A 24123-nucleotide genomic window follows, 5' to 3' on the forward strand; every position below is an offset into this window, starting at 1 on the left:
CTGTCTGTCCTAAATGGCGCAAGCAACAGAATTCCTGAGGTTTGCGCCATTTTTTCATCCCCCTTTTCGAGGACCTGAATCATGTTGAACGGCTACGGGGCTGTCATCCTCGATGGCGCATGGTTGACGCTTCAGCTCGCCCTGTCGTCCATGGCCTTGGCCATTGTTCTGGGTCTGATCGGGGTCGCGTTACGCCTGTCGCCGGTGCGCTGGTTGGCTTGGCTGGGTGACTTGTACTCCACGGTGATCCGCGGGATCCCCGACCTGGTGCTGATTCTGCTGATTTTCTACGGCGGCCAGGACCTGCTTAACCGCGTCGCGCCGATGCTCGGCTATGACGACTATATCGACTTGAACCCCTTGGCCGCCGGTATCGGCACCCTGGGTTTCATCTTTGGCGCCTACCTCTCGGAAACCTTCCGTGGCGCCTTCATGGCCATTCCCAAGGGCCAGGCCGAGGCCGGCCTTGCGTATGGCATGAGCAGTTTCCAGGTGTTTTTCCGGGTGATGGTGCCGCAGATGATCCGGCTGGCGATCCCTGGTTTCACCAACAACTGGCTGGTACTCACCAAGGCCACCGCGCTGATTTCGGTGGTGGGCCTGCAAGACATGATGTTCAAGGCCAAGCAGGCGGCAGACGCCACCCGCGAGCCTTTTACCTTCTTCCTCGCAGTGGCGGCGATGTACCTGGTGATCACCAGCGTGTCGTTGCTGGCCCTGCGTTACCTTGAGAAGCGCTACTCGGTAGGCGTAAGGGCGGCTGATCTATGATCTTCGACTACAACGTCATCTGGGAAGCCATGCCGCTGTACCTTGGCGGCCTGGTAACCACCCTGAAATTGCTGGCCATCTCGCTGTTCTTCGGCCTGCTTGCTGCCTTGCCCCTGGGCTTGATGCGCGTGTCCAAGCAGCCGGTCATCAACGGTGCGGCCTGGCTCTACACCTACGTGATCCGCGGCACGCCGATGCTGGTGCAGCTGTTTTTGATCTACTACGGCCTGGCGCAATTCGAAGCGGTGCGTGAAAGCTTCCTGTGGCCGCTGCTGTCGAGCGCCACGTTCTGCGCGTGCCTGGCGTTTGCGATCAACACCAGCGCCTATACCGCCGAAATCATCGCCGGCAGCCTCAAGGCCACACCGAACGGTGAGATCGAAGCGGCCAAGGCCATGGGCATGTCGCGCTACAAGCTGTACCGCCGCATCCTGCTGCCGTCGGCCCTGCGCCGCGCGCTGCCGCAGTACAGCAACGAAGTGATCATGATGCTGCAGACCACCAGTCTGGCGTCCATCGTCACCTTGATCGACATCACCGGTGCCGCACGCACCGTGAACGCTCAGTATTACTTGCCGTTCGAAGCCTATATCACCGCCGGCGTGTTCTACCTGTGCCTGACCTTTATCCTGGTACGCCTGTTCAAGTTGGCCGAGCGCCGCTGGCTGAGCTACCTGGCTCCACGGAAGCATTGATATGGAACGTATCGATCACCTGTTGCCCTGGGGGCACCTGGGCTGCGAGCGTCAGCTGAGCGTATTTCGCTTCGGCAGTGGCGAGCGCAAGGCCTATATCCAGGCCAGCCTGCACGCCGACGAATTGCCGGGGATGCGCGCGGCGTGGGAGCTGAAAAAGCGCCTTGCCGAGCTTGAACAGCAAGGCGCCCTCAACGGGGTGATCGAGCTGGTGCCGGTGGCCAACCCGATGGGCCTGGGCCAACTGCTGCAAGGCAGCCACCAGGGGCGTTTCGAGGTGGGTAGCGGTAAGAATTTCAACCGTGATTTTGTCGAGTTGAGCGCGCCGGTCGCCGAGTTGCTCAAGGGCAAGCTGGGTGATGATGCTCACGCCAATGTGCGCATGATCCGCCAGGCGATGACCGACGCACTCACTGCATTGCCCGCGCCGAGCAGCCAACTGCAAGGCATGCAGCGCATCTTGCTGAGCCACGCCTGCACCGCCGATATCGTCCTTGACCTGCATTGCGACGCCGAAGCCGCGTTGCACATGTATGCGTTGCCGCAGCACTGGCCGCAGTGGCGCTCGTTGTCGGCGCACTTGGGTGTGAAAGTCGGCCTGCTGGCGGAAGACTCCGGCGGCAGTTCGTTTGATGAAGCCTGCTCGCTGCCGTGGTTGCGTCTGTCGCAGGCGTTCCCGGACGCGCAGATTCCCCTGGCGTGCCTGGCGACTACCCTGGAATTGGGCGGCCAGGCCGACACCGGCCGTGATGAAGCGATTTTCCATGCCGAAGGCATCCTCGCGTTCCTCGCTGAGCAGGGCTTGATCACCGGCCAATGGCCGGCGCCGCAATACGAGGCGTGTGAAGGCCTGCCCTTCGAAGGCACCGAATTGCTGTTTGCGCCCCATGCCGGTGTGATCAGTTACCTGCGTAAAGCCGGTGACCGGGTAGACGCGGGCGATGAGATTTTTGAAGTGATTGACCCTCTGACCGACCGCGTCAGCATTGTCTGCGCGGGGACGTCCGGGGTGTTGTTTGCCGTTGAACGGCTACGTTATGCCCAAGCGGGTTTCTGGCTGGCCAAGGTGGCGGGGCGCGAAGCGCTGCGTCACGGGCGCTTGCTCAACGACTGACCACCTGTTTTTGTGAGAACCGACCGCATGTACAAACTTGAAGTCCAAGACCTGCATAAACGCTATGGCAGTCATGAAGTGCTCAAAGGCGTGTCCCTGGCCGCCGCGGCCGGTGATGTGATCAGCATCATCGGTTCCAGTGGTTCGGGCAAAAGTACCTTTTTGCGCTGCATCAACCTGCTGGAGCAACCTCACGCCGGCAAGATTCTGCTCAATAACGAAGAGCTGAAACTGGTGGCCAACAAGGACGGCGCCATGAAGGCCGCCGACCCGAAACAACTGCAGCGCATGCGTTCGCGCCTGTCCATGGTGTTCCAGCATTTCAACCTGTGGTCGCACATGACTGCGCTGGAAAACGTGATGGAAGCGCCGGTGCATGTGTTGGGCATGTCGAAAAAAGACGCGCGTGAAAAGGCCGAGCACTACCTGGCCAAGGTCGGCGTGGGCCATCGTAAGGATGCGTTCCCCGGCCACATGTCCGGTGGCGAGCAGCAGCGCGTGGCCATCGCCCGCGCCCTGGCGATGGAACCTGAGGTGATGCTGTTCGACGAACCGACCTCGGCCCTCGACCCGGAACTGGTCGGCGAAGTGCTCAAGGTGATGCAGGACCTGGCCCAGGAAGGCCGCACCATGGTGGTGGTCACTCACGAAATGGGCTTTGCCCGTGAAGTCTCCAACCAACTGGTGTTTTTGCACAAAGGCATCGTTGAGGAACGTGGCAACCCGCGCGAAGTGCTGGTGAACCCGCAGTCCGAGCGGTTGCAGCAGTTCTTGTCCGGTAGCTTGAAATAATCAAGACTGCTTTTGTGCACCGAGTTAGTGCATGCTGCGCAGCTTTAAGGTTGGCCTCGATCCCCTGTGGGAGCTGGCTTGCCTGCGATAGCGGTGGGTCAGTTTGCCTCTCTGGCGCAGACACGCCGCCATCACAGGCAAGCCAGCTCCCACATTAGATCTCATATGGTTTGAGATTTGTGTTGGTTTCCGGGCTAGCATTGGCCCTTGTCTTCATCACCGTTCTTCGTTTCGGATAGCACTCCATGACCGCCCATAAAATTGGTTTCCTGATTTGGCCCAGCACAAAAGCACTCACGCTTGCGCTGGCTGAGGAGGCTTTGCGCGTTGCTCAGCGGGTGCATCCGGATGTGGTGTACGAACTGTCGTTTTTGCAGGCCGAACCGCGCACCGAAGGTGCCTGGCAATTACCGGGCGAACCGTGGGCCGGCAAGCTTGAAGGCTTTCAGAAGCTGTTCCTGTTGGCGGACGAACCACCTACCGTCATTGCGTCCCAACTCAGTACTGCACTCAAGCAGTTGGTGCGCGCCGGGTGCGTGATCGGCGGGTTGTCGGCCGGTGTGTATCCCTTGGCTCAGTTGGGTCTGCTCGACGGCTACCGCGCCGCCGTGCACTGGCGCTGGCAGGATGACTTCGCCGAGCGCTTCCCCAAGGTGATCGCCACCAGCCACCTGTTCGACTGGGACCGCGACCGCCTGACCGCCTGTGGCGGCATGTCGGTACTCGACCTGCTGCTGGCGGTGTTGGCCCGTGATCACGGTGCCGAACTGGCCGGTGCGGTCTCCGAAGAACTGGTGGTGGAGCGCATTCGCGAAGGCGGCGAGCGCCAGCGTATTCCACTGCAAAACCGCCTGGGCTCCAGCCATCCGAAGCTGACCCAAGCGGTGTTGTTGATGGAGGCCAACATTGAAGAGCCGTTGACCACCGACGAGATCGCCCAGCATGTGTGCGTGTCGCGACGACAACTGGAACGCATTTTCAAGCAATACCTCAACCGCGTCCCCAGCCAGTACTACCTGGAACTGCGCCTGAACAAGGCCCGCCAGATGCTCATGCAAACCAGCAAGTCGATCATCCAGATCGGCCTGTCGTGCGGCTTCTCCTCGGGGCCGCACTTCTCCAGTGCTTACCGTAACTTCTTTGGCGCCACCCCACGTGAAGACCGTAACCAGCGGCGCAGCAGCAGCCCGTTTGAATTGTCGTCGGTGCCGTCCGAGCGCGGTTGAGTAGTCTTTATTGTTCGGTTTCTTCTTCTGATACGTCGGTTGACGACGTTGGGCTTAGTTGCGCGTGCTGCCTGACTTCTGGGATACCGAAGTCCACAGCGGTGCGGTCGTAGTAAGAGGCCAGCAGGCTGATCGTTTCAGGCGAGAACGTGTTGCCACTGAGAACGAAACCATCGGCCCTGTCCGGCTCCACCTCAAACAGGTCGCTGGGCAGCTCAGTTATCCGGTTGTTTCTCAAGTCCAGTTGGTTGAGGGATGCCAAATTGAACGTTCCGTTGGGCACCTCGGTGATGCCGGCGTTCTGGATCATCAAGGTGCTCAGGCCGGACATCTTGCTGACATCGGGTGTGATTCCCAGTGGGTTGTCGCTCAGGTCCAGGTATTCCAGGCCTATCAGGTCACTCAGCGCCGTGACGCTGGCGGGCGTTAGCTCAATACGGTTTTGCCTGAGGATCAGGGTCTTGAGTTTCGACAGGTTGAATGTGTCGACAGGGATATCTTGCAAGGCATAGCGGTAAATCAGCAGGCTTTGCAGGTTGGGGAAGTGCTCGAGAAAGCCCTTGGGGATCGATGCGCTGTCCTCGGCCGTGAGTTCCATTTTTGAAATGTGTTTGAAGTCCACCTTCAGCACCGGTAGATCGCCCAGCAGCGGCACGGCCAGCTTCATTTGGTGGGAGGTCGAGATTGGCCCCAACTCCAGGTTCAGGCTGGTTTCTCGCCGCCAGGCTTGCTCGAGTAAATGCCTGAACGTCTGTCTGAGTCGGCGTTGCTGCCGACTCACCGCGTCGCTGAGCGCGGGGTCCGTGGCCACCTCCACTACCCATTCCTGCAGGTCGGCTTGCAGCCGCTCGTAATCGGCTTTCAGGCGCACGAGTTCAGGTATGGCGTCATCGAGCCCGCCGGGCAGCCGGAAAATAAACTGATTGGCCTCCCCAACGGTGTAGGTGGGGTAAAGCTCCTGGGACAGACGAACTGCTTCAGGGTTGGCAGGCACAGAAAAGTGTTCGCCGGTTTTCTGGCAATAGCTTTTTATCTGCTCAAGGGTAGCCCGTGACAGTGGGTTGCCTGAGAGGTTATAGCCGCTGGCGACCTCGCCCGGCAGGTCGAAGAGGGCGCTGGGCAATCTGCGCAGGTAGTTGTTGCTGAGGTTGGCGCTGGTCAGCCGCGGGCCTCCAGGCAGGCCGCTGGGAAATACGGAAATGTTGGTCTGGCGCAGGTTCAGCGTTTGCAGTTCGGGCATGTTTCTAAGATCGGGGGCGAGCGCCAGGGGGTTGTTGGCAAGGTCGAGGGTTTTAAGTCGGGTCAGTGCGGCAAGCTGCGCGCGGCTCTCAGTGGTCAGGGAAAGGGCGCAGTTACTCAGCGTCAGCGCAGTGAGGTGTGGCTGCGAGAGAATTTCTGCGGGCAGGGTTGTGAGGGGAATACCGCTGATGTCCAGGGCGTTCAGCCTGGGGAAGCGCGCCAAAAAGGCGGGTGCATTGCGGGTGGTCAGGTCGCCCTTGATTTGCAGGTCGCAAATGTGATCGAAGTGGGCCGTCAGCGTTGGCAGTTCACCGTATAACGGGTGGTTGAGCTGCAATTCGCGGCCGTAGGCCACGTCGGGTGACTCAGCGGTTTCATGGCGCCAGGCGCGGATCAGCTGTTGTTTCCAGAACAAGCGATTGCCCTGCTCTGCGAAGAGCCCGGCGTAGCTCAATGGTACTGGGTTAAGCAAAGTGGTTCGCGGGGAGGCTGCAGCCCAAGTCGACAGGTCGAATTCCAGCTGGCGAAATTCGTTCTTCAAATATTCCAGCGTTTGCGCAGGCGAGCCGGGGTGCGAGGACATGGCGTTCAGCGTTTGAGTCACGGCCTCCTGGCTCAGGCTTGGGTACAAGTCGTGAAGTTGCTGCGCCAACGTCGGAGGCCCGCTACTGCTGCTGCCCGAGGTAGGCGGGCTGGCGTCGTAGCCTTGCATGCCGCCTGGCAAGCGCATCACGTTCGGGTCATAGAAAGGTTTACGCACAGGGGCCTGGGCCAGTAGTTGGCCAACGGTTTCGCGGTCGGGGACGTGTTGGCGCAAGGTTTGGCGCAACAGCGGGCCTTGGCCGATATGCAGGTTCAGCGCATCGCGTTGCGCGTCGGGGAGGGCCTGGAGAACGGCGGTGAAAAAGTTGGTTTCACCGAACAGGGTGCCTTTGTCGTCTTCAGGGATATAGTCGCCTTCGATGGTGCGCACCAGTATGCGTTGGATCGGCGCGTCAGGTTCACCAATGCTGTCTCGCAGGCTGCCCGTGCGGTTGAAGTCGCGCACCTCCAGGCGCACCTGCGGTGACCAGCCCGGCAGGTTCTGCAACCCGTGCAGGGCGAGCCGCTGGGTGTCGCTGCTTTCCAGCGAGTCCATGTACAACCCTTCATGTGCCCGGCTGATTCTGACTTCATGGGCAGCCCAGTCTGCACGGTCACGCAGCGGCTGGGGCACGCGGCCTTGATCGATTTCCAGCAGCTCCAGATCGGTGGCGCCGTTCAAGACTTCCTCGGCGGCACTCACAGGCAGGCCGGGCACGGTGTCGATGATTGTTTGCACGCCAGCGTTATCGGTAATCTCCAGCCCTCGGTAGCGCGAGTCAAACATCGCCGCGCGCTTTTCCCCGGCTCGCTCTGCCAAGCGTTTGCGCAGGTTGCCGGCGCGCACGTGGAGTTGGGTGCTGGGCGTGCCGAAGTCTTCTTCAAGCAAGGTTTTACGTTCTGATTCGTCCAGGGTTTCCAGCAGCGTTTCCAGCAGATCGCCCTTGTGCATCTGCGCTTCGTGTATTTGTGCCACGGCCGCGTTTTTTCGGCCTTTGTGCTCCCAGATGGTTTCGCCCTTTGCGTTCAGAAAACGCAGGGTCTTGGATTCGGGCCACAGGCTGGTCTGGCTCAGGAGCCACAGCTGGGTCTGGGGGTCGGCTTTTTTATAGCGTGCCGGGTCGTCGCTGTTCATTTGATCGATGAAGTCTTGCAGTTGCTGATCGATCTTGACGCGCTTGAGTGTGTCGGCCAACAGGGGCGGCGGCGCCTGGCGGTCCATGTACATCTTGCGCAGGTTGGCGTCGTCGGTGCCGCTGATCGTTTGGGCCTGCTCAAGGCGAGCGGCGCTGAGGCCATCGGCTGCCGGCCCGAGGCGCTCCAGCAGTGTGGTGCGATCCCAGGTCAGGGGCCGATCCACCGGCGTCACCCAGGCGCCATTGCCATTGCCCATGACACTGGGGCGATAGGCGTGCGTACGGGTGGGGTGGCGCAGAAAGGCGCTGCCAGCCTGCTGCTCGACGGCAAAATGCTGCCCCCGCAGTGGAAGGATCAGTTGGTCGGCGTGGGTGTGCAAGCCCTCACGATTGGGGCGTGATGCCGTAGGCAGTTGGATGTCATGGGCGTAGGGGCTCAGGTCGGGGTTCCAGAGCCGGGTTTTACCGTCAGTGGTGACCGGCGTGAGCGTTTCGAAGAAGTCCTTGGCGGCCTGGGGCAAGGCCTGTCGCAGCAGACCTTCGGCAATCGGCGCACCGACCGCAAACATGCCCAGTTGGACCATTTGCTCAAGGATCGACATCACATGCTCGACCGCCTGCCTCTTGAGCCCTTCGGCCCAATCCACGATGCCTTCGAAGGTTTCATCGAGCAGCTGATAGGCGGTGTAACCCAGCATCAGCGCGCCCAATGGCGGGATAAACGGGGTGGCGATAAAGGCGGCTACTTCGAGAATGGCTTTACCGATTTTTTGCAGAATGGCCCAACGCTGCCAGCGCGCCTTGCGATCCGCATCGGCGGTGGACACCGCTGTCATGCGTGCATCGTTGAGCAGTTGGTTGAGTTTGCTCTGGTACAAGTGTTCGTACAGGTCACCGGTGATTTTTGTCGCGCAGAACTGCAGGTTGGGGCGCGACACAGGCTCTTCGCGCCAAACGGGGCGTGGATCGCCGGGCACCGGCTGGTGCCAGGTCACCTGTGTCAGGCGGCTGTTGAGGTCTGCGAAAAAGTAGCCACGATGTTCTTGATTGACGAAACGGCTGAAAAACGTTTGGTAGTCAGCGCTGCGCAGCTTGTCGGCCAGGTCCCGCATGAACGCAGTGCCGTTGGCGTAGTATTTGAGCGGTGCCTGCGGATCGCCGGGAATGTAGGCCGCGATGGGCACTGTTCCAGCGTGTGCTTCCAGGTCCGGGGCGATCAGCACAATACCGGTCAGCGGTGCGTTCATCAGGCTCAGGTCATGACTGAACAGTGGCTGGTCGTCGAAACTGATGCCACTGATGCCCTTCAAATGATTCTTGAGCGCCGAAAATACCGAGGTGCTCACATCTTTTTTCAGGTGTGCGAGGAATACGTTGGCTTGCGCCTCGGCTTTCAGGTGCGTAATGAGCTTGTGGCGCAAGGCCGCCTTGACGGCTGCATCTTCGCAACCAAAAAACTCCGTGAGGTAGCGTTGGTAGTGTTTTCCAAGGTCCAGCTCGCGGCATAGCCTCACAAATTGCGCGATGCTGACTTTGTTGCGCACGGCCGGCAATGTGTTGAACTGCCCATCGGCGGATGGCTGGGTGATGAAGGTTGACTCTGACGTGTAAGCATCCGACGCGCTCTCGGCGGCGTCGAAATTATGCAGCGCCGCGTCTACCAGCGACACGGTCCAGGTGCTGTAACCGCCGGTAGGTACGCCGAACAGGGCGGTTGATGGGGTGTACAGGCGCAGGTAGGTGGTGCTGGCATCCGCTTCCACGCCAAAGCGCGTCTGCAGGGCCTGTTGCAGCAACGGTGCAGCGAACTGTTGCGGCGTGTTCAGCGTTGCCAGGGCCGCATCGACCTGGTTTTGCGCCACCCAGTGAGCGTTTATGGTCTGTTTGAACGGGGCTTGTTGTTCGCGACTGGTGTTGGCATACCAATCGGCAAACGTCAGGGGCGCGTTTTTAATCCCCTGGCGCCTGGCATTCGAGGCCTTGCCCAGCCATTGCGGAAGGTTGCCGTAAACCTCGCTCGGTACGCGACTGGCGCTGAGGCTGAGGTGTTGGATGAGTGGGGTTGAGGGGGGAGTGGGCATGCGTCTGATCCTTCAGTGGTTGGGTTCACTGTTATCAGAGCAAGCGAGTTGGCCGAGCAGGCTGCAGATAGTTAATGCGTCTGTTGGCAACTCAGTTGCCCATTCAAGCCTGCCTTTGCAGCGACACACGGTTTAAACTGCGCCATTGCGACGCTATTTGTCGCATTGGCGTAAACCCGCCAAAAACGCGGGTTGGCGCTATAAGAAGTTGTCGCTTGGCGGCAAGGCCGCGCCGAAAACTGTCCTTACAATCCCTGCATCGCCCGCCAGTTCCAGGCAGGCGTTCCTCTTCAGGAGACTCCGATGTCCGTTGAGCAAGCCCCGGTGCAACGTGCCGATTTCGACCAGGTGATGGTGCCCAACTACGCACCTGCCGCCTTTATCCCCGTGCGTGGCGCAGGTTCGCGCGTTTGGGACCAGGCCGGTCGCGAGCTGATCGACTTTGCCGGCGGCATCGCGGTCAACGTATTGGGTCACGCACACCCGGCGTTGGTCGGTGCACTGACCGAACAGGCCAACAAGCTGTGGCACGTTTCCAACGTGTTCACCAATGAGCCGGCCCTGCGCCTGGCCCATAAGCTGATCGACGCCACCTTTGCCGAACGCGTGTTCTTCTGCAACTCCGGCGCCGAAGCCAACGAGGCCGCATTCAAGCTGGCCCGTCGCGTGGCGTTCGACCGTTTCGGCACCGAGAAGTACGAGATCATTGCTGCGCTGAACAGCTTCCACGGCCGTACCCTGTTCACCGTCAACGTCGGTGGCCAGTCCAAGTACTCCGATGGTTTCGGGCCTAAAATCACCGGCATCACCCACGTGCCTTATAACGACCTGGACGCGCTCAAAGCGGCCGTGTCGGACAAGACCTGCGCCGTGGTGCTGGAACCGATCCAGGGCGAAGGCGGCGTATTGCCGGCCGAGCTGGCTTACCTGCAAGGTGCCCGCGAACTGTGTGACGCCAACAACGCGCTGCTGGTGTTCGACGAAGTGCAAACCGGCATGGGCCGCAGCGGCCACCTGTTTGCCTACCAGCATTACGGCGTGACGCCAGACATCCTCACCAGCGCCAAGAGCCTGGGCGGTGGTTTCCCGATCGCGGCCATGCTGACCCGTGAAGACCTGGCCAAGCACCTGGTGGTCGGCACCCACGGCACCACCTACGGCGGCAACCCGCTGGCGTGTGCGGTGGCTGAAGCGGTGATCGACGTGATCAACACCCCGCAAGTATTGGCCGGCGTGAACGCCAAGCACGATCTGTTCAGGGCGCGCCTTACGCAGATCGGCAAGCAATACGGCATCTTCACCGAAGTGCGCGGCCTGGGCCTGCTGATCGGTTGCGTGTTGAGTGACGCGTTCAAAGGCCGTGCCAAGGACGTGTTCAACGCGGCCGAAAAAGAAAACCTGATGATCCTGCAAGCCGGCCCCGACGTGGTGCGTTTCGCCCCGAGTCTGGTGGTGGAAGAGGCGGATATCAACGAAGGCCTGGACCGCTTCGAACGTGCTGTGAAGACGCTGACGCAAGCTTGATGGACCGCTTGGCGTCTGGTGATCAGACGTCGAGCACATATTTCAAATGCCGGACCAGAATCCAATCTGGGAGCCGCTTGTGTGGCGAGGGAGCTTGCTCCCGCTGGAGTGCGAAGCGCTCCCAAAATCTTGGGGCCGCTACGCAGCCCAGCGGGAGCAAGCTCCCTCGCCACACACGTGCGCTTACACCCTGTGTTGATTCAAAACCTGTCCGGCATTTTTCCCTCTGTGAGTTTTTCGAGTTAAGGAGTGACACCATGCTGGTGATGCGCCCCGCGCAAATGGCTGATCTGGGCGAGGTACAGCGTCTGGCTGCGGACAGCCCGATTGGTGTCACCTCCTTGCCGGACGATGTGGAACGCCTGAGCGACAAGATCGCCGCCAGCGAAGCGTCCTTCGCGGCCGAGGTGAGTTTCAACGGTGAAGAAAGCTATTTCTTCGTGCTCGAAGACACCGAGACCGGCAAGCTCGCCGGCTGCTCGGCCATCGTCGCCTCGGCCGGTTACTCGGAGCCGTTCTACAGCTTCCGTAACGAGACCTTCGTGCATGCTTCCCGCGAGCTGAAGATCCACAACAAGATCCACGTGCTTTCCCAGTGCCACGACCTCACCGGCAACAGCCTGCTTACCAGTTTTTACGTGCAGCCTGCACTGGTCGGTTCGCCGTGGTCGGAACTCAATTCCCGTGGCCGCCTGCTGTTCGTCGCCAGCCACCCCGAGCGCTTTGCCGACTCGGTGGTGACCGAAATTGTCGGCTACAGCGATGAGAACGGTGACTCGCCGTTCTGGGACGCCATCGGTCGCAACTTCTTCGACCTCAACTACGCCGCCGCCGAGCGCCTGTGCGGGCTTAAAAGCCGCACCTTCCTCGCCGAGCTGATGCCGCATTACCCGATCTACGTGCCTCTGTTGCCGGACGAAGCCCAGGAAGCCATGGGCCAGGTGCACCCGCGTGCGCAGATCACCTTCGACATTCTCATGCGCGAAGGTTTTGAGACCGACCACTACATCGACATCTTCGACGGTGGCCCGACGCTGCACGCACGGGTCTCGGGCATTCGCTCGATCGCCCAGAGCCGTGTGGTGCCGGTAAAAATCGGCGAGATGGTCAAGGGTGTCGGTCGCCAGTACCTGGTGAGCAACGCGCAGTTGCAGGATTACCGTGCGGTGATGCTGGAGCTGGACTACGCGCCGGGCAAGCCCGTGACCCTGGACCTGGAAGCGGCCGAAGCGTTGGGCGTTGGCGAAGGCGCGAGTGTGCGTCTGGTAGCGGTTTAAATAGAGTTTCGCGGGTGGCTGACAACAGCGGCCCGTTCGAGGAGATAGCATGATCGTTCGTCCCGTACGCAGCAGCGATTTACCGGCCCTGATTGATCTGGCGCGCAGCACCGGCACTGGCCTCACCACCTTGCCGGCCAACGAAGAACGCCTGACCCACCGGGTGGGCTGGGCGGAAAAAACCTTCCGTGGCGAAGCCGGGCGCGGCGATGCCGACTACCTGTTCGTGCTGGAAAACGACGAAGGCCGCGTGGTGGGCATTTCCGCCATCGCCGGTGCCGTCGGCCTGCGTGAGCCTTGGTACAACTTCCGGGTCGGCCTCACGGTCAGCGCTTCCCAGGAGCTGAACATTTACCGCGAGATTCCGACGCTGTTCCTGGCCAACGACCTCACCGGCAATTCCGAATTGTGCTCGTTGTTTCTGCACGCCGATTACCGCACCGGCCTTAACGGCCGCATGCTGGCCAAGGCGCGCATGCTGTTTATCGCCGAGTTCCCGCAGTTGTTCGGCAACAAGATCATTGCCGAGATGCGTGGCGTGTCCAACGAGGCCGGGCGCTCACCGTTCTGGGAAAGCCTGGGCCGGCACTTCTTCAAGATGGAGTTCAGCCAGGCCGACTACCTCACCGGCGTGGGCAACAAGGCGTTTATCGCTGAGCTGATGCCCAAGTTTCCGCTGTACAGCTGCTTCTTGTCTGAAGACGCGCGCAATGTGATCGGCAAGGTCCACCCCGATACCGAGCCGGCGCTGAGCATGCTCAAGAGTGAAGGCTTCAGCTACCAGGGCTACGTTGATATCTTCGACGCCGGCCCGGCGGTGGAATGTGAAACCAGCAAAATCCGTGCGGTGCGTGACAGCCAGTCGCTGGTGTTGGCCATCGGCACGCCGGGGGACGACGCTACGCCGTTCCTGATCCATAACCGCAAGCGCGAGGAGTGCCGCATTACGGCCGCTCCGGCCCGGCTGGCGGCAGGCACTTTGGTGGTCGATCCGCTCACCGCCAAACGCCTGCAACTGGTGGTGGGTGATCAAGTGCGCGCTGTTGCGTTGTCTGCTGCTCGGGAGTCGAAATAATGAATTCGCTGTATATCGCAGGTAGCTGGCTGGCTGGCCAGGGTGAACTGTTTGAGTCGCGCAACCCGGTGACCCAGCAGGTGCTGTGGACTGGCAATGGCGCCACGGCCGAGCAGGTCGAGTCTGCCGTGCAGGCGGCGCGCCAGGCCTTTCCAGGCTGGGCGCGTCGCTCGCTGGAAGAACGCATCAGCGTGCTGGAAACCTTTGCCGCTGCGCTGAAAACGCGCGCCGATGAAATCGCCCGCTGCATCGGTGAGGAAACCGGCAAGCCGCTGTGGGAATCGGCCACCGAAGTCACCAGCATGGCCAACAAGATTGCCATCTCGGTGCAAAGCTACCGCGAACGTACCGGCGAGAAGAGCGGCCCATTGGGTGACGCCACGGCCGTATTGCGTCACAAACCCCACGGTGTGGTGGCGGTGTTCGGCCCGTACAACTTCCCGGGCCATTTGCCCAACGGGCATATCGTGCCGGCCTTGCTGGCGGGTAACACGGTGCTGTTCAAACCGAGCGAGCTGACCCCAAAAGTCGCTGAGCTGACTGTGCAATGCTGGATCGAAGCCGGCTTGCCGGCGGGCGTGTTGAACCTGCTGCAAGGTGCGCGGGAAACCGGCATAGCGCTGGCGGCCAACCCAGGCATTGATGGCTTATTCTTCACCGGCTCCAGCCGCACGGGCAATCATCTGCACCAGCAGTTCTCCGGGCGTCCGGACAAGATCCTCGCGTTGGAAATGGGCGGCAACAACCCTTTGGTGGTCGACGAAGTGGCCGATGTGGACGCGGCGGTCTACACCATTATTCAGTCGGCATTTATTTCGGCTGGCCAGCGTTGCACCTGCGCCCGTCGCTTGCTGGTGCCCGAAGGCGCCTGGGGCGATGCCTTGCTGGCGCGTCTGGTGGCGGTGAGCGCGACCATCGCAGTCGGTGCGTTTGACCAGCAGCCGGCGCCATTCATGGGGTCAGTGATTTCCCTTGGCGCGGCCAAAGCCTTGATGGACGCCCAGGAACTGATGCTGGCCAATGGCGCGGTGGCGCTGCTGGAAATGACTCAGCCGCAGGCTCAAGCGGCCTTGCTGACGCCAGGCATCATCGACGTGACCGGCGTGACCGAGCGCGAAGATGAAGAACTGTTCGGCCCCTTGCTGCAAGTGATCCGCTACGCTGATTTTGCCGGGGCGATGGCCGAGGCCAACAACACTCAATACGGGCTGGCGGCGGGTCTGTTGTCGGATTCCGAAGCACGTTACCAGCAGTTCTGGCTGGAAAGCCGCGCCGGTATCGTCAACTGGAACAAACAGCTGACGGGCGCTGCCAGTACCGCACCGTTCGGTGGTGTGGGTGCTTCGGGCAACCATCGCGCCAGTGCGTATTACGCGGCGGACTATTGCGCGTACCCGGTGGCGTCGCTGGAAACCCCAAGTTTGGTGGTCCCGGCAACGCTGACCCCGGGCATTACGCTGATCTAAAGGTGGGCGCGGGCTTGTGTGGGAGCTGGCTTGCCTGCGATGCAGGCGACTCGGTCTTTCAGTCAAACCGAGGTGATGCCATCGCAGGCAAGCCAGCTCCCACAATTGACCGGGTTAACAGATACAGATCTGCACCAGATGCCTATAAAAACAGATGTTCGTGGAGCCTCGCCGATGAAATCCTATGAAGTCAATTTTGACGGTCTAGTGGGGCCGACCCATAACTACGGCGGTTTGTCCTACGGCAACGTCGCGTCCCAGAGCAACAGCCAGCAGTCTTCGAACCCCAAGGAAGCGGCGTTGCAGGGCCTGCAAAAAATGAAAGCCCTGATGGACATGGGCTTTGTGCAAGGCGTGCTGGCGCCGCAAGAGCGCCCGGATGTGGCCGCCTTGCGCAACTTAGGCTTCAGCGGCACTGACGCCCAAGTGATCCAGCAGGCCGCCAAACAGGCGATGCCTTTGCTGGTGGCCAGCTGCTCGGCGTCGAGCATGTGGGTGGCCAACGCTGCCACGGTCAGCCCGAGCGCCGACACGGCGGATGGTCGCGTGCATTTCACTGCTGCCAACCTCAACTGCAAATACCACCGCAGCATCGAGCACCCGACCACCAGCCGTGTGCTGGGGGCGATGTTCGCTGACGGCAAACACTTCGCCCATCACGCCGCGTTGCCGGCGGTGGCGCAATTCGGCGATGAAGGTGCGGCCAACCACACGCGTTTTTGCCGTGACTACGGCGAGGCCGGGGTTGAGTTCTTCGTGTTCGGCCGCAGTGCGTTCGACACCCGTTACCCGGCGCCGCAAAAGTACCCGGCGCGCCAGACCCTCGAAGCCTCCCAGGCGGTTGCACGCCTGCATGGCTTGAAAGACGACGGCGTGGTGTACGGCCAGCAGAACCCGGCGGTGATCGATGCCGGCGTGTTCCACAACGACGTGATCGCAGTGGGCAACGGTGAAGTGCTGTTCTACCACGAGGACGCGTTCCTCAATACTGAGCAGATGCTCGCCGAACTGCAGGGCAAGCTCGGCAAGCTGGGCGGTAACTTCCAGTCGGTGTGTGTGCCACGCGCCCAGGTCAGCGTCGAGGACGCGGTACGTTCCTACCTGTTCAACAGCCAGTTGCTGACCCGCGCCGACGGCTCGATGCTGCTGATCGTGCCGGAAGAATGCCGCGCCAACGAGCGTGTCTGGCAGTACCTGCAAGGCCTGACCGCCTCTGGTGGGCTGATCCGCGAAGTGAAAGTGTTCGACCTCAAGCAAAGCATGCAGAACGGCGGTGGCCCGGCGTGCCTGCGCTTGCGCGTGGCCTTGAATGAAACGGAACTGGCGGCGGTGAACCCAGGCGTTATCATGACCGCGCCGTTGTACGAGACCCTGACCCAATGGGTCGACAAGCACTACCGCGACAGCCTGCGTGAAAGCGACCTGGCTGACCCGCAATTGCTGCTTGAGTGCCGGACGGCACTGGATGAACTGACGCAAATCCTTAAACTGGGCTCGGTTTATCCTTTCCAGATCAATTAACGCCACCTCTTTTTACACCCTATGGCTGAGAACTATTTATGACCACCGACACCCTGAAACTGATCCTTGAAGACACCGACGGCACCCAGCTGGAAACCTCCTGCACCCGCGTTGCCGTGGTGTGGCAGGGCAAGGAGATCTGGATCCAGCACGACGGCCGTGGCCAACTGCTGATCGGCGTGGACGTGGAAGAAGGTGACGCTGAATACGCCAACCTGCTGATGCGCCCGCTGGCCACCAACCTGATGAGCCTGCAATTGGAAATGGAACCGGCCGACGTTGAAGGTGATGACGACGATCACGTTCACGGTCCTGGCTGCAACCACTAAGGAAGCTGCTTATGCTCGCCCTCGGCAAACTGCTTGAACTGACCCTCGCCGGTCGCGAACCGGCGCAAAAAATTCAACTGACTGTCGACGGCGTGCAGATGCGCTGGCTCAGCGAGGGCGCGCTTGAAGTGCGCCCTCCGCAGGCATTGGACAACGGCAGCGACCTGCTGCTGTCGTCCGGCATCCATGGCAACGAAACCGCGCCGATCGAATTGCTCGACCGCCTGTTGCATGGCATCGCCCGTGGGGAGATCAAACCCCGCAATCGTATTCTGTTCCTGTTCGGTAACCCCGAGGCCATGCGCCGCGGCGAGCGTTACCTGGAACTGGACGTCAACCGGCTGTTCAACGGCCGTCACGAACAAAACATCGGCCCGGAGGCCATGCGCGCCGCCGAGCTTGAGCAATTGGCCCGCAGCTTCTTCAGCCTGCCGGGTCGTTCGCGCCTGCATTACGACCTGCACACGGCCATTCGCGGCTCGAAGATCGAGCAGTTCGCGCTGTACCCGTTCAAGGACGGGCGCCAGCATTCGCGCCATGAGCTGGCGCGCCTGAACGCTGCCGGTATGCAGGCGGTGTTGCTGCAGAACAAAACCTCGATCACCTTCACCGCGTTCACCTATGAGCAACTGGACGCCGAAGCCTTCACCCTGGAATTGGGCAAGGCCCGGCCATTCGGGCAGAACCAGGGCGTGGATGTGTCACGCCTGGAGACGCGCCTCAAGCAGATCATCGAGGGCAATGAACCCGAAACCGAGAGCCTTGATGGCCTGCAACTGTTTGCCGTTTCCCGCGAAGTGATCAAGCACAGTGATGCCTTCCTGCTGCACCTGCCGGCGGATGTGGAGAACTTTTCGCCATTGGCCAAGGGCTACCTGTTGGCCGAAGACGTGGCCAAGACCCGCTGGGTGATCGAGGAGGAGGGCGCGCGCATCATCTTCCCGAACCCGAAGGTGAAGAATGGTTTGCGGGCGGGGATATTGATTGTGCCGACCACGGATGCAGGGTTGGTATAGGTCCCAAGGCGGCCTAGGTCAAATGTGGGAGCTGGCTTGCCTGCGATGGCGGCGGCACAGGCAACAGTGATGTTGACTGACCTGCCGCTATCGCAGGCAAGCCAGCTCCCACACAAGCCAGCTCCCACAGAAAACCCGGCTCTGAGGCCGGGTTTTGCAGTGTTGCTTAGACCGCTACAGCACGCGGCTCGCTACGGCGGATCGCACGCACCTTGTGCAGTGTGTCGGCGCAAGTGCGCGCGGCTTCCTGGCCCTTGTGCACGAAGTGCTCGTAGAAGAAGGTGTGGTGCTCGCTGCCCGCGTGGAAGTGATGCGGGGTCAGGGATACCGAGAACACCGGCACTTCGGTTTCCAGCTGCACCTGCATCAGGCCGCTGACCACTGACTGGGCGACGAATTCATGGCGGTAGATGCCACCGTCCACCACCAGCGCAGCGGCAACGATACCGGCGTAACGGCCGGTCTTGGCCAGCAGCTTGGCGTGCAGGGGCATTTCAAAGGCGCCGCCGACTTCGAAGAAATCGATGTCCGATTCCTGGTAGCCCTGGGCGATCATTTCGGCGAGGAAGCCTTTGCGCGATTGATCGACAATATCCTTGTGCCAGCAGGCCTGGATAAACGCGACGCGCTCGCCGTGGTGGTTTTTGCTTTTGCTGTCGATTGCGGTGGGTTGCATGTTCTGACTCCTGTTTAAGAAAAAAACAGGGCGTTATGAATCGAATGGGATTTCAAGGGTACGAACAGCGGCGTCATGCAGGCATGAGTTCAGCGCGCGGCCCTTGGGTGCCAATCCCGTTCTCTCTTCATCCGGACTATGACCGTCGGCCCCGGGATCACACCGGGTCTGCTGACCTTGTCGCCGTCCTGCGTGAGCAGTTCGAGGCGCCAAGCGCTCGCGGGCTATGCACATTGCGTGCAATTACCGCCGGTGGGGAATTACACCCCGCCCTGAGAACGTTGCCGCCAGAACCCTGGCGGCGGAGAGTTTTTAACATGGTTTTTCAAAAACTGCACGATTGCCGTATCGATAACCTATATCGGTTTGTTTGGTTGGTATTCGATTGAATGCACATGGGGCTTGATATTGCGTGGCTTTGCCCGCAGTAATCGTCACTACGACAACCCTATTCAGAGGCCCCCGGATGACCGTCATAGACCTGCGCAGCGACACCGTGACCCAACCCACCCCCGGCATGCTCGACGTGATGGCCACTGCCGTCAGCGGTGATGACGTCTACGGCGAAGACCCGAGCGTCAACCAGTTGGAAGCCGAGTTGGCCAAGCGCCTGGGCTTCGCCGCCGCGCTGTTCGTGCCGACCGGCACCATGAGCAACCTGCTGGCGCTGATGGCCCACTGTGAGCGCGGCGAGGAATACATCGTCGGCCATCAGGCCCACACCTACAAATACGAAGGCGGTGGCGCGGCGGTGCTTGGCTCGATCCAGCCACAGCCGCTGGAGGTGCAAGCCGACGGTTCGCTGGACCTGGACCACGTACTGGCGGCGATCAAACCGGATGACTTCCACTTCGCGCGCACCCGGCTGTTAGCGTTGGAAAACACCATGCAGGGCAAGGTGCTGCCGCTGGCGTACCTGGCGAAGGCGCGGGCGTTTACCCGTGAACATGGCCTGGCGTTGCACTTGGATGGCGCGCGACTCTACAACGCTGCCGTAAAGCTCGGGGTGGATGCGCGGGAGATTGCTCAGCATTTCGACTCGGTGTCGGTGTGCCTGTCCAAAGGCCTTGGCGCGCCGATCGGCTCGGTGCTGTGTGGCTCCACGGCGCTGATCGCCAAGGCGCGGCGCCTGCGCAAGATGGTCGGCGGTGGCATGCGCCAGGCCGGCTCGCTGGCGGCGGCGGGCTTGTATGCCCTGGATCATCAGGTGCAGCGCTTGGCGGATGACCACGCCAACGCCCAATGGCTGGGGGATGCACTGCGCGACGCCGGCTTTGAGGTGGAACCGGTGCAAACCAACATGGTGTATGTGCAGATTGGCGATCAGGCCCAGGCGCTGAAGGCCTTTGCCGCCGAACGCGGGATCAAGTTGAGCGCCGCGCCGCGTCTGCGCATGGTCACTCACCTGGATGTCAGCCGGGTGCAGATGGAGCAGGTGGTGCAGACATTTGTCGAGTTTTCCCGAAAATGATCGTGCAGACCGTCTAATTGACTGTTTCTATCGCATAAACACGCTGTACCACCGGCAAAGGGCCGATATAATGCGGCCCTTTGCCGTCGCTCCGTCTGATGATGTTGCGCACTGGCCTTTGGCCGCAGACTCCGTGGAAGAACCTAATGAAAAGCGCAGAAATCCGTGAAGCCTTCCTTCGCTTCTTCGAAGAGCAAGGCCACACCCGTGTAGCCTCCAGCTCCTTGATCCCAGGCAATGACCCAACCCTGCTGTTCACCAACGCGGGGATGAACCAGTTCAAGGACTGCTTCCTGGGCCAGGAAAAGCGCGCCTACACCCGCGCCACCAGCAGCCAGAAGTGCGTACGCGCCGGCGGCAAGAACAGCGACCTGGAAAACGTCGGTTATACCGCCCGCCACCACACCTTCTTCGAGATGCTGGGTAACTTCAGCTTCGGCGACTATTTCAAGAAAGATGCGATTACCTTCGCCTGGACCTTCCTGACCGGCGTGTTGAAGCTGCCCAAGGAAAAACTCTGGGTCACCGTCTACGCGACCGACGACGAAGCCTACGACATCTGGACCCAGCAAATTGGTGTGCCGGTCGAGCGCATGATTCGCATCGGCGACAACAAGGGCGCGCCTTACGCTTCCGACAACTTCTGGACCATGGGCGATACCGGCCCTTGTGGCCCGTGCACCGAGATTTTCTATGATCACGGCGCCGACATCTGGGGCGGCCCACCGGGCTCGCCGGAAGAAGACGGCGACCGTTACATCGAGATCTGGAACAACGTGTTCATGCAGTTCAACCGCACCGCCGATGGCGTGTTGCATCCGCTGCCGGCGCCGTCGGTGGACACCGGCATGGGCCTGGAGCGGATCAGTGCGGTGATGCAGCACGTGCATTCCAACTACGAAATCGATCTGTTCACCAATCTGCTGAGCGCGTCGGCGGCCGCCATTGGCTGCGCCAATGACAACCAGTCTTCGCTCAAGGTGGTGTCGGACCACATCCGTTCGTGCGGCTTCCTGATCGCCGACGGTGTGCTGCCGTCCAATGAAGGCCGCGGCTATGTGCTGCGCCGCATCATCCGCCGCGCTTGCCGTCACGGTAACAAGCTGGGCGCCACCGGCAGCTTCTTCTACAAGATCGTTGCCGCGCTGGTGGCCGAGATGGGCGATGCCTTCCCGGAACTCAAGCAGCAGCAGGCCAACATCGAGCGCGTGCTCAAGGCTGAAGAAGAGCAGTTCTCCAAGACCCTGGAGCACGGCCTGAAGATCCTCGAGCAGGACCTTGCTGAACTCAAAGGCACCGTGGTGCCGGGCGATGTAGTGTTCAAGTTGTATGACACCTACGGTTTCCCGATGGACCTGACCGCCGACATCGCCCGTGAGCGCGAGCTGACCATCGATGAGGCGGGTTTTGAGCGTGAGATGGAGGCCCAGCGCGTGCGTGCCCGTTCCGCCAGCTCCTTTGGCCTGGACTACAACACCCTGGTCAAAGTTGACGTGCCCACCGAGTTCACCGGTTACGCGGCGACCGTTGGCGCGGCCAAGATCGTGGCCATCTACAAAGACGGCAAGTCGGTCGACGTATTGAGCGAAGGCGACGAAGCGGTGGTGGTCCTGGACCAGACGCCGTTCTACGCCGAATCCGGTGGCCAGGTAGGTGACTGTGGTTTCCTGAGTTCGACGTCCGGGCGTTTTGAAGTGCTTGACACTACCAAGACCGGCGGCGCGTTCCTGCATCACGGTGTGCTGGTGTTGGGCAACCTGACGGTCGGTGCGCCGGTCGACACTCAAGTCGATGCCGACGTGCGGCATGCAACTGCTTTGAATCATTCTGCCACTCACTTGCTGCACGCTGCGTTGCGCCAAGTGTTGGGTGAGCATGTGCAGCAGAAGGGGTCGTTGGTCGATAGCCAGCGCCTGCGTTTCGACTTCAGCCACTTTGAAGCGATCAAGCCTGAGCAGATCAAGGCGTTGGAAGACATCGTCAACGCCGAGATTCGCAAGAATACCCCGGTTGAAACCGAAGAAACCGACATCGAAACCGCCAAGAAGAAAGGCGCCATGGCGCTGTTTGGCGAGAAGTACGGCGACGAAGTGCGCGTACTGAGCATGGGCGGCAGCTTCTCGGTGGAGCTGTGTGGCGGTATCCACGCTAACCGTACGGGCGATATCGGCCTGTTGAAAATCATCAGCGAAGGCGGTGTAGCCTCTGGTGTACGGCGTATTGAAGCGGTCACCGGTGCTGCGGCCCTGGCCTACCTCAATGCGGCTGAAGAACAACTCAAGGAAGCGGCCGGCCTGGTCAAGGGCAGCCGCGACAACCTGATCGACAAGCTGTCGGCCGTGCTGGAGCGCAACCGCGCACTGGAAAAACAGCTGGAGCAGTTGCAGGCCAAGGCGGCGAGCGCAGCGGGCGACGATCTGTCGGCCTCCGCGCTGGACGTCAAGGGCGTGAAGGTGCTGGCTGTGCGCCTGGATGGCCAGGACGGCAAGGCGCTGTTGGCCTTGGTCGATCAGTTGAAGAACAAGCTCGGCCGCGCAGTGATCCTGCTCGGCGGTGTCCATGAGGAAAAGGTCGTTCTGGTTGCTGGTGTAACCAAAGACCTGACTGGCCAACTCAAGGCCGGTGATTTGATGAAGCAAGCCGCTGCGGCAGTGGGCGGGAAGGGCGGTGGTCGTCCGGACATGGCGCAAGGCGGTGGTGTAGACGCAGGCTCCCTGGACGCGGCCCTGGCCCTGACCGTGCCATTTGTCGAGGCCGGCATTTAAGGCACCGTTAATGAGCCCATGGTCTAGTCATGGGCTCGTTTGGGTGCTGGAAGATTTGTTTATTGGGCGCCCCTTTACGGGCTGAGGCGGCTTAGAAATGGCTTTGATCGTACAGAAATTCGGAGGCACCTCGGTCGGTTCTGTCGAAAGAATCGAGCAGGTCGCCGACAAGGTTAAGAAATTCCGCGACGCCGGCGATGACCTGGTGGTGGTGCTGTCGGCCATGAGCGGCGAGACCAATCGCCTGATCGATCTGGCCAAGGCAATCAGTGGCGACCAACAGCCGCTGCCGCGTGAGCTGGATGTGATCGTGTCCACCGGCGAGCAGGTGACCATTGCCTTGCTGGCCATGGCACTGAACAAGCGTGGCGTGCCGGCAGTGTCCTACACGGGCAGCCAGGTGCGCATTCTCACCGACAGCGCGCATACCAAGGCACGCATCCTGCAGATCGATGATCAGAAAATCCGCACAGATCTGAAAGCCGGCCGCGTGGTAGTAGTAGCTGGCTTCCAGGGCGTGGACGAGCAGGGCAACATCACCACCCTCGGGCGTGGCGGTTCGGACACCACCGGCGTGGCGCTGGCAGCGGCTCTCAAGGCCGATGAATGCCAGATCTATACTGACGTGGACGGCGTGTACACCACCGACCCGCGTGTGGTGTCCGTGGCCCAGCGCCTGGACAAGATCACCTTTGAAGAGATGCTGGAAATGGCCAGCCTCGGTTCCAAGGTGTTGCAGATCCGCGCGGTGGAGTTCGCCGGCAAATACAACGTTCCGCTGCGCGTATTGCACAGCTTCAAAGAGGGTCCGGGCACCCTCATTACTATTGATGAAGAGGAATCCATGGAACAGCCGATCATTTCCGGCATCGCTTTCAACCGCGATGAAGCCAAGCTGACGATCCGTGGCGTGCCAGACACCCCGGGCGTGGCCTTCAAGATCCTCGGCCCGATCAGCGGTGCGAACATTGAAGTCGACATGATCGTGCAGAACGTTTCGCACGATAACACCACCGATTTCACCTTCACCGTGCACCGTAACGAGTACGATGCGGCTGAGCGTATTTTGCAGAACACCGCGAGCGAGATTGGCGCCCGTGAAGTGGTCGGCGATACCAAGATTGCCAAGGTCTCGATCGTAGGCGTGGGCATGCGCTCCCATGCCGGTGTTGCCAGCCGTATGTTCGAGGCGCTGGCCAAGGAAAGCATCAACATCCAGATGATCTCCACCTCGGAAATCAAAGTCTCGGTGGTGATCGAGGAGAAGTACCTGGAGCTGGCGGTACGCGCGCTGCACACCGCTTTTGAGCTGGACGCGCCGGCGCGACAAGGCGAGTAAGGCAATGCCAGGAAGGCGCGGTTTACCG

17 protein-coding genes and 1 riboswitch are annotated in these 24123 nt (G+C 60.9%); of the genes, 15 read left to right on the top strand and 2 right to left on the bottom strand.

Annotated elements, in window-relative coordinates:
- Window positions 1-81: 81 nt before the first annotated feature.
- The 5 genes from P5706_RS07365 (at window position 82) to P5706_RS07385 (ending at window position 4598) form a co-directional block, all read left to right on the top strand.
- The gene (locus P5706_RS07365; protein WP_017138431.1) at window positions 82-771 is read left to right on the top strand and encodes an ABC transporter permease; all 690 of its coding nucleotides are present in this window, start codon (window positions 82-84) and stop codon (window positions 769-771) included.
- On the top strand, window positions 768-1466 hold the full coding sequence (locus P5706_RS07370) for an ABC transporter permease (protein WP_099548200.1): 699 nt from the start codon (window positions 768-770) through the stop codon (window positions 1464-1466). Before P5706_RS07365 ends, P5706_RS07370 begins: the two co-directional genes overlap by 4 nt.
- 1 nt (window position 1467) lies before the next feature.
- Window positions 1468-2580, top strand: coding sequence for a succinylglutamate desuccinylase/aspartoacylase family protein (locus P5706_RS07375; RefSeq protein WP_285678871.1), 1113 nt, complete (start codon window positions 1468-1470; stop codon window positions 2578-2580).
- Window positions 2581-2607: 27 nt separating this feature from the next.
- On the top strand, window positions 2608-3372 hold the full coding sequence (locus tag P5706_RS07380) for an ABC transporter ATP-binding protein (protein WP_003214336.1): 765 nt from the start codon (window positions 2608-2610) through the stop codon (window positions 3370-3372).
- Window positions 3373-3617: 245 nt separating this feature from the next.
- Window positions 3618-4598 carry a GlxA family transcriptional regulator gene (locus P5706_RS07385; RefSeq protein WP_017138427.1) on the top strand — a complete coding sequence of 327 codons (981 nt, stop codon included), beginning with the start codon at window positions 3618-3620 and terminating at the stop codon, window positions 4596-4598.
- A 7-nt stretch (window positions 4599-4605) separates the two neighbouring features.
- Here the strand turns inward: P5706_RS07385 and P5706_RS07390 are convergent, their stop codons facing one another.
- Window positions 4606-9636 (bottom strand): leucine-rich repeat domain-containing protein, encoded by a 5031-nt coding sequence (locus tag P5706_RS07390; protein WP_285678872.1) that lies wholly within the window; start codon window positions 9634-9636, stop codon window positions 4606-4608.
- A gap of 303 nt (window positions 9637-9939) precedes the next feature.
- Here P5706_RS07390 and P5706_RS07395 point away from each other — a divergent pair, with 303 nt between their 5' ends.
- The 7 genes from P5706_RS07395 (at window position 9940) to astE (ending at window position 17844) form a co-directional block, all read left to right on the top strand.
- The gene (locus P5706_RS07395; protein WP_200433172.1) at window positions 9940-11160 is read left to right on the top strand and encodes an aspartate aminotransferase family protein; all 1221 of its coding nucleotides are present in this window, start codon (window positions 9940-9942) and stop codon (window positions 11158-11160) included.
- 257 nt (window positions 11161-11417) lie between these two features.
- Window positions 11418-12437 (top strand): arginine/ornithine succinyltransferase subunit alpha, encoded by a 1020-nt coding sequence (gene aruF / locus P5706_RS07400; protein WP_017138424.1) that lies wholly within the window; start codon window positions 11418-11420, stop codon window positions 12435-12437.
- Window positions 12438-12486: 49 nt separating this feature from the next.
- Complete coding sequence (gene astA, locus P5706_RS07405; RefSeq protein ID WP_200433171.1) at window positions 12487-13512, top strand: arginine N-succinyltransferase; 1026 nt, start codon at window positions 12487-12489, stop codon at window positions 13510-13512.
- Entirely contained in the window at window positions 13509-14978 is a 1470-nt protein-coding gene (gene astD / locus P5706_RS07410) for a succinylglutamate-semialdehyde dehydrogenase (RefSeq protein ID WP_200433193.1), read from the top strand. The genes astA and astD overlap by 4 nt, the downstream gene beginning before the upstream one ends.
- 174 nt (window positions 14979-15152) lie before the next feature.
- Window positions 15153-16499 carry an N-succinylarginine dihydrolase gene (astB, locus tag P5706_RS07415; protein ID WP_138814192.1) on the top strand — a complete coding sequence of 449 codons (1347 nt, stop codon included), beginning with the start codon at window positions 15153-15155 and terminating at the stop codon, window positions 16497-16499.
- Window positions 16500-16537: 38 nt separating this feature from the next.
- Window positions 16538-16828: a hypothetical protein gene (locus tag P5706_RS07420; protein WP_003214319.1), complete on the top strand. Its 291-nt coding sequence runs from the start codon at window positions 16538-16540 to the stop codon at window positions 16826-16828.
- Window positions 16829-16839: 11 nt separating this feature from the next.
- Complete coding sequence (gene astE, locus P5706_RS07425) at window positions 16840-17844, top strand: succinylglutamate desuccinylase (RefSeq protein WP_285678873.1); 1005 nt, start codon at window positions 16840-16842, stop codon at window positions 17842-17844.
- Between the two features lie 166 nt (window positions 17845-18010).
- On the opposite strand, the gene P5706_RS07430 is transcribed toward astE, so the two are convergent.
- Window positions 18011-18520, bottom strand: a complete 510-nt coding sequence (locus tag P5706_RS07430; RefSeq protein ID WP_003233516.1) for a 6,7-dimethyl-8-ribityllumazine synthase — start codon at window positions 18518-18520, stop codon at window positions 18011-18013.
- Between the two features lie 114 nt (window positions 18521-18634).
- Window positions 18635-18804: riboswitch (FMN riboswitch) on the bottom strand.
- Between the two features lie 182 nt (window positions 18805-18986).
- Here P5706_RS07430 and ltaE point away from each other — a divergent pair.
- From ltaE to P5706_RS07445, 3 genes are all read left to right on the top strand, one after another.
- Window positions 18987-19991, top strand: a complete 1005-nt coding sequence (ltaE, locus tag P5706_RS07435; protein WP_285678874.1) for a low-specificity L-threonine aldolase — start codon at window positions 18987-18989, stop codon at window positions 19989-19991.
- 146 nt (window positions 19992-20137) lie between these two features.
- Window positions 20138-22756, top strand: coding sequence for an alanine--tRNA ligase (gene alaS / locus P5706_RS07440; protein ID WP_285678875.1), 2619 nt, complete (start codon window positions 20138-20140; stop codon window positions 22754-22756).
- A 97-nt stretch (window positions 22757-22853) separates the two neighbouring features.
- Window positions 22854-24095 (top strand): aspartate kinase, encoded by a 1242-nt coding sequence (locus tag P5706_RS07445; RefSeq protein ID WP_056861669.1) that lies wholly within the window; start codon window positions 22854-22856, stop codon window positions 24093-24095.
- Window positions 24096-24123 lie beyond the last annotated feature (28 nt).

Origin of the sequence: Pseudomonas sp. ChxA, assembly GCF_030263855.1 — a bacterium.
Taxonomy (GTDB): Bacteria; Pseudomonadota; Gammaproteobacteria; order Pseudomonadales; family Pseudomonadaceae; genus Aquipseudomonas; species Aquipseudomonas fluorescens_CB.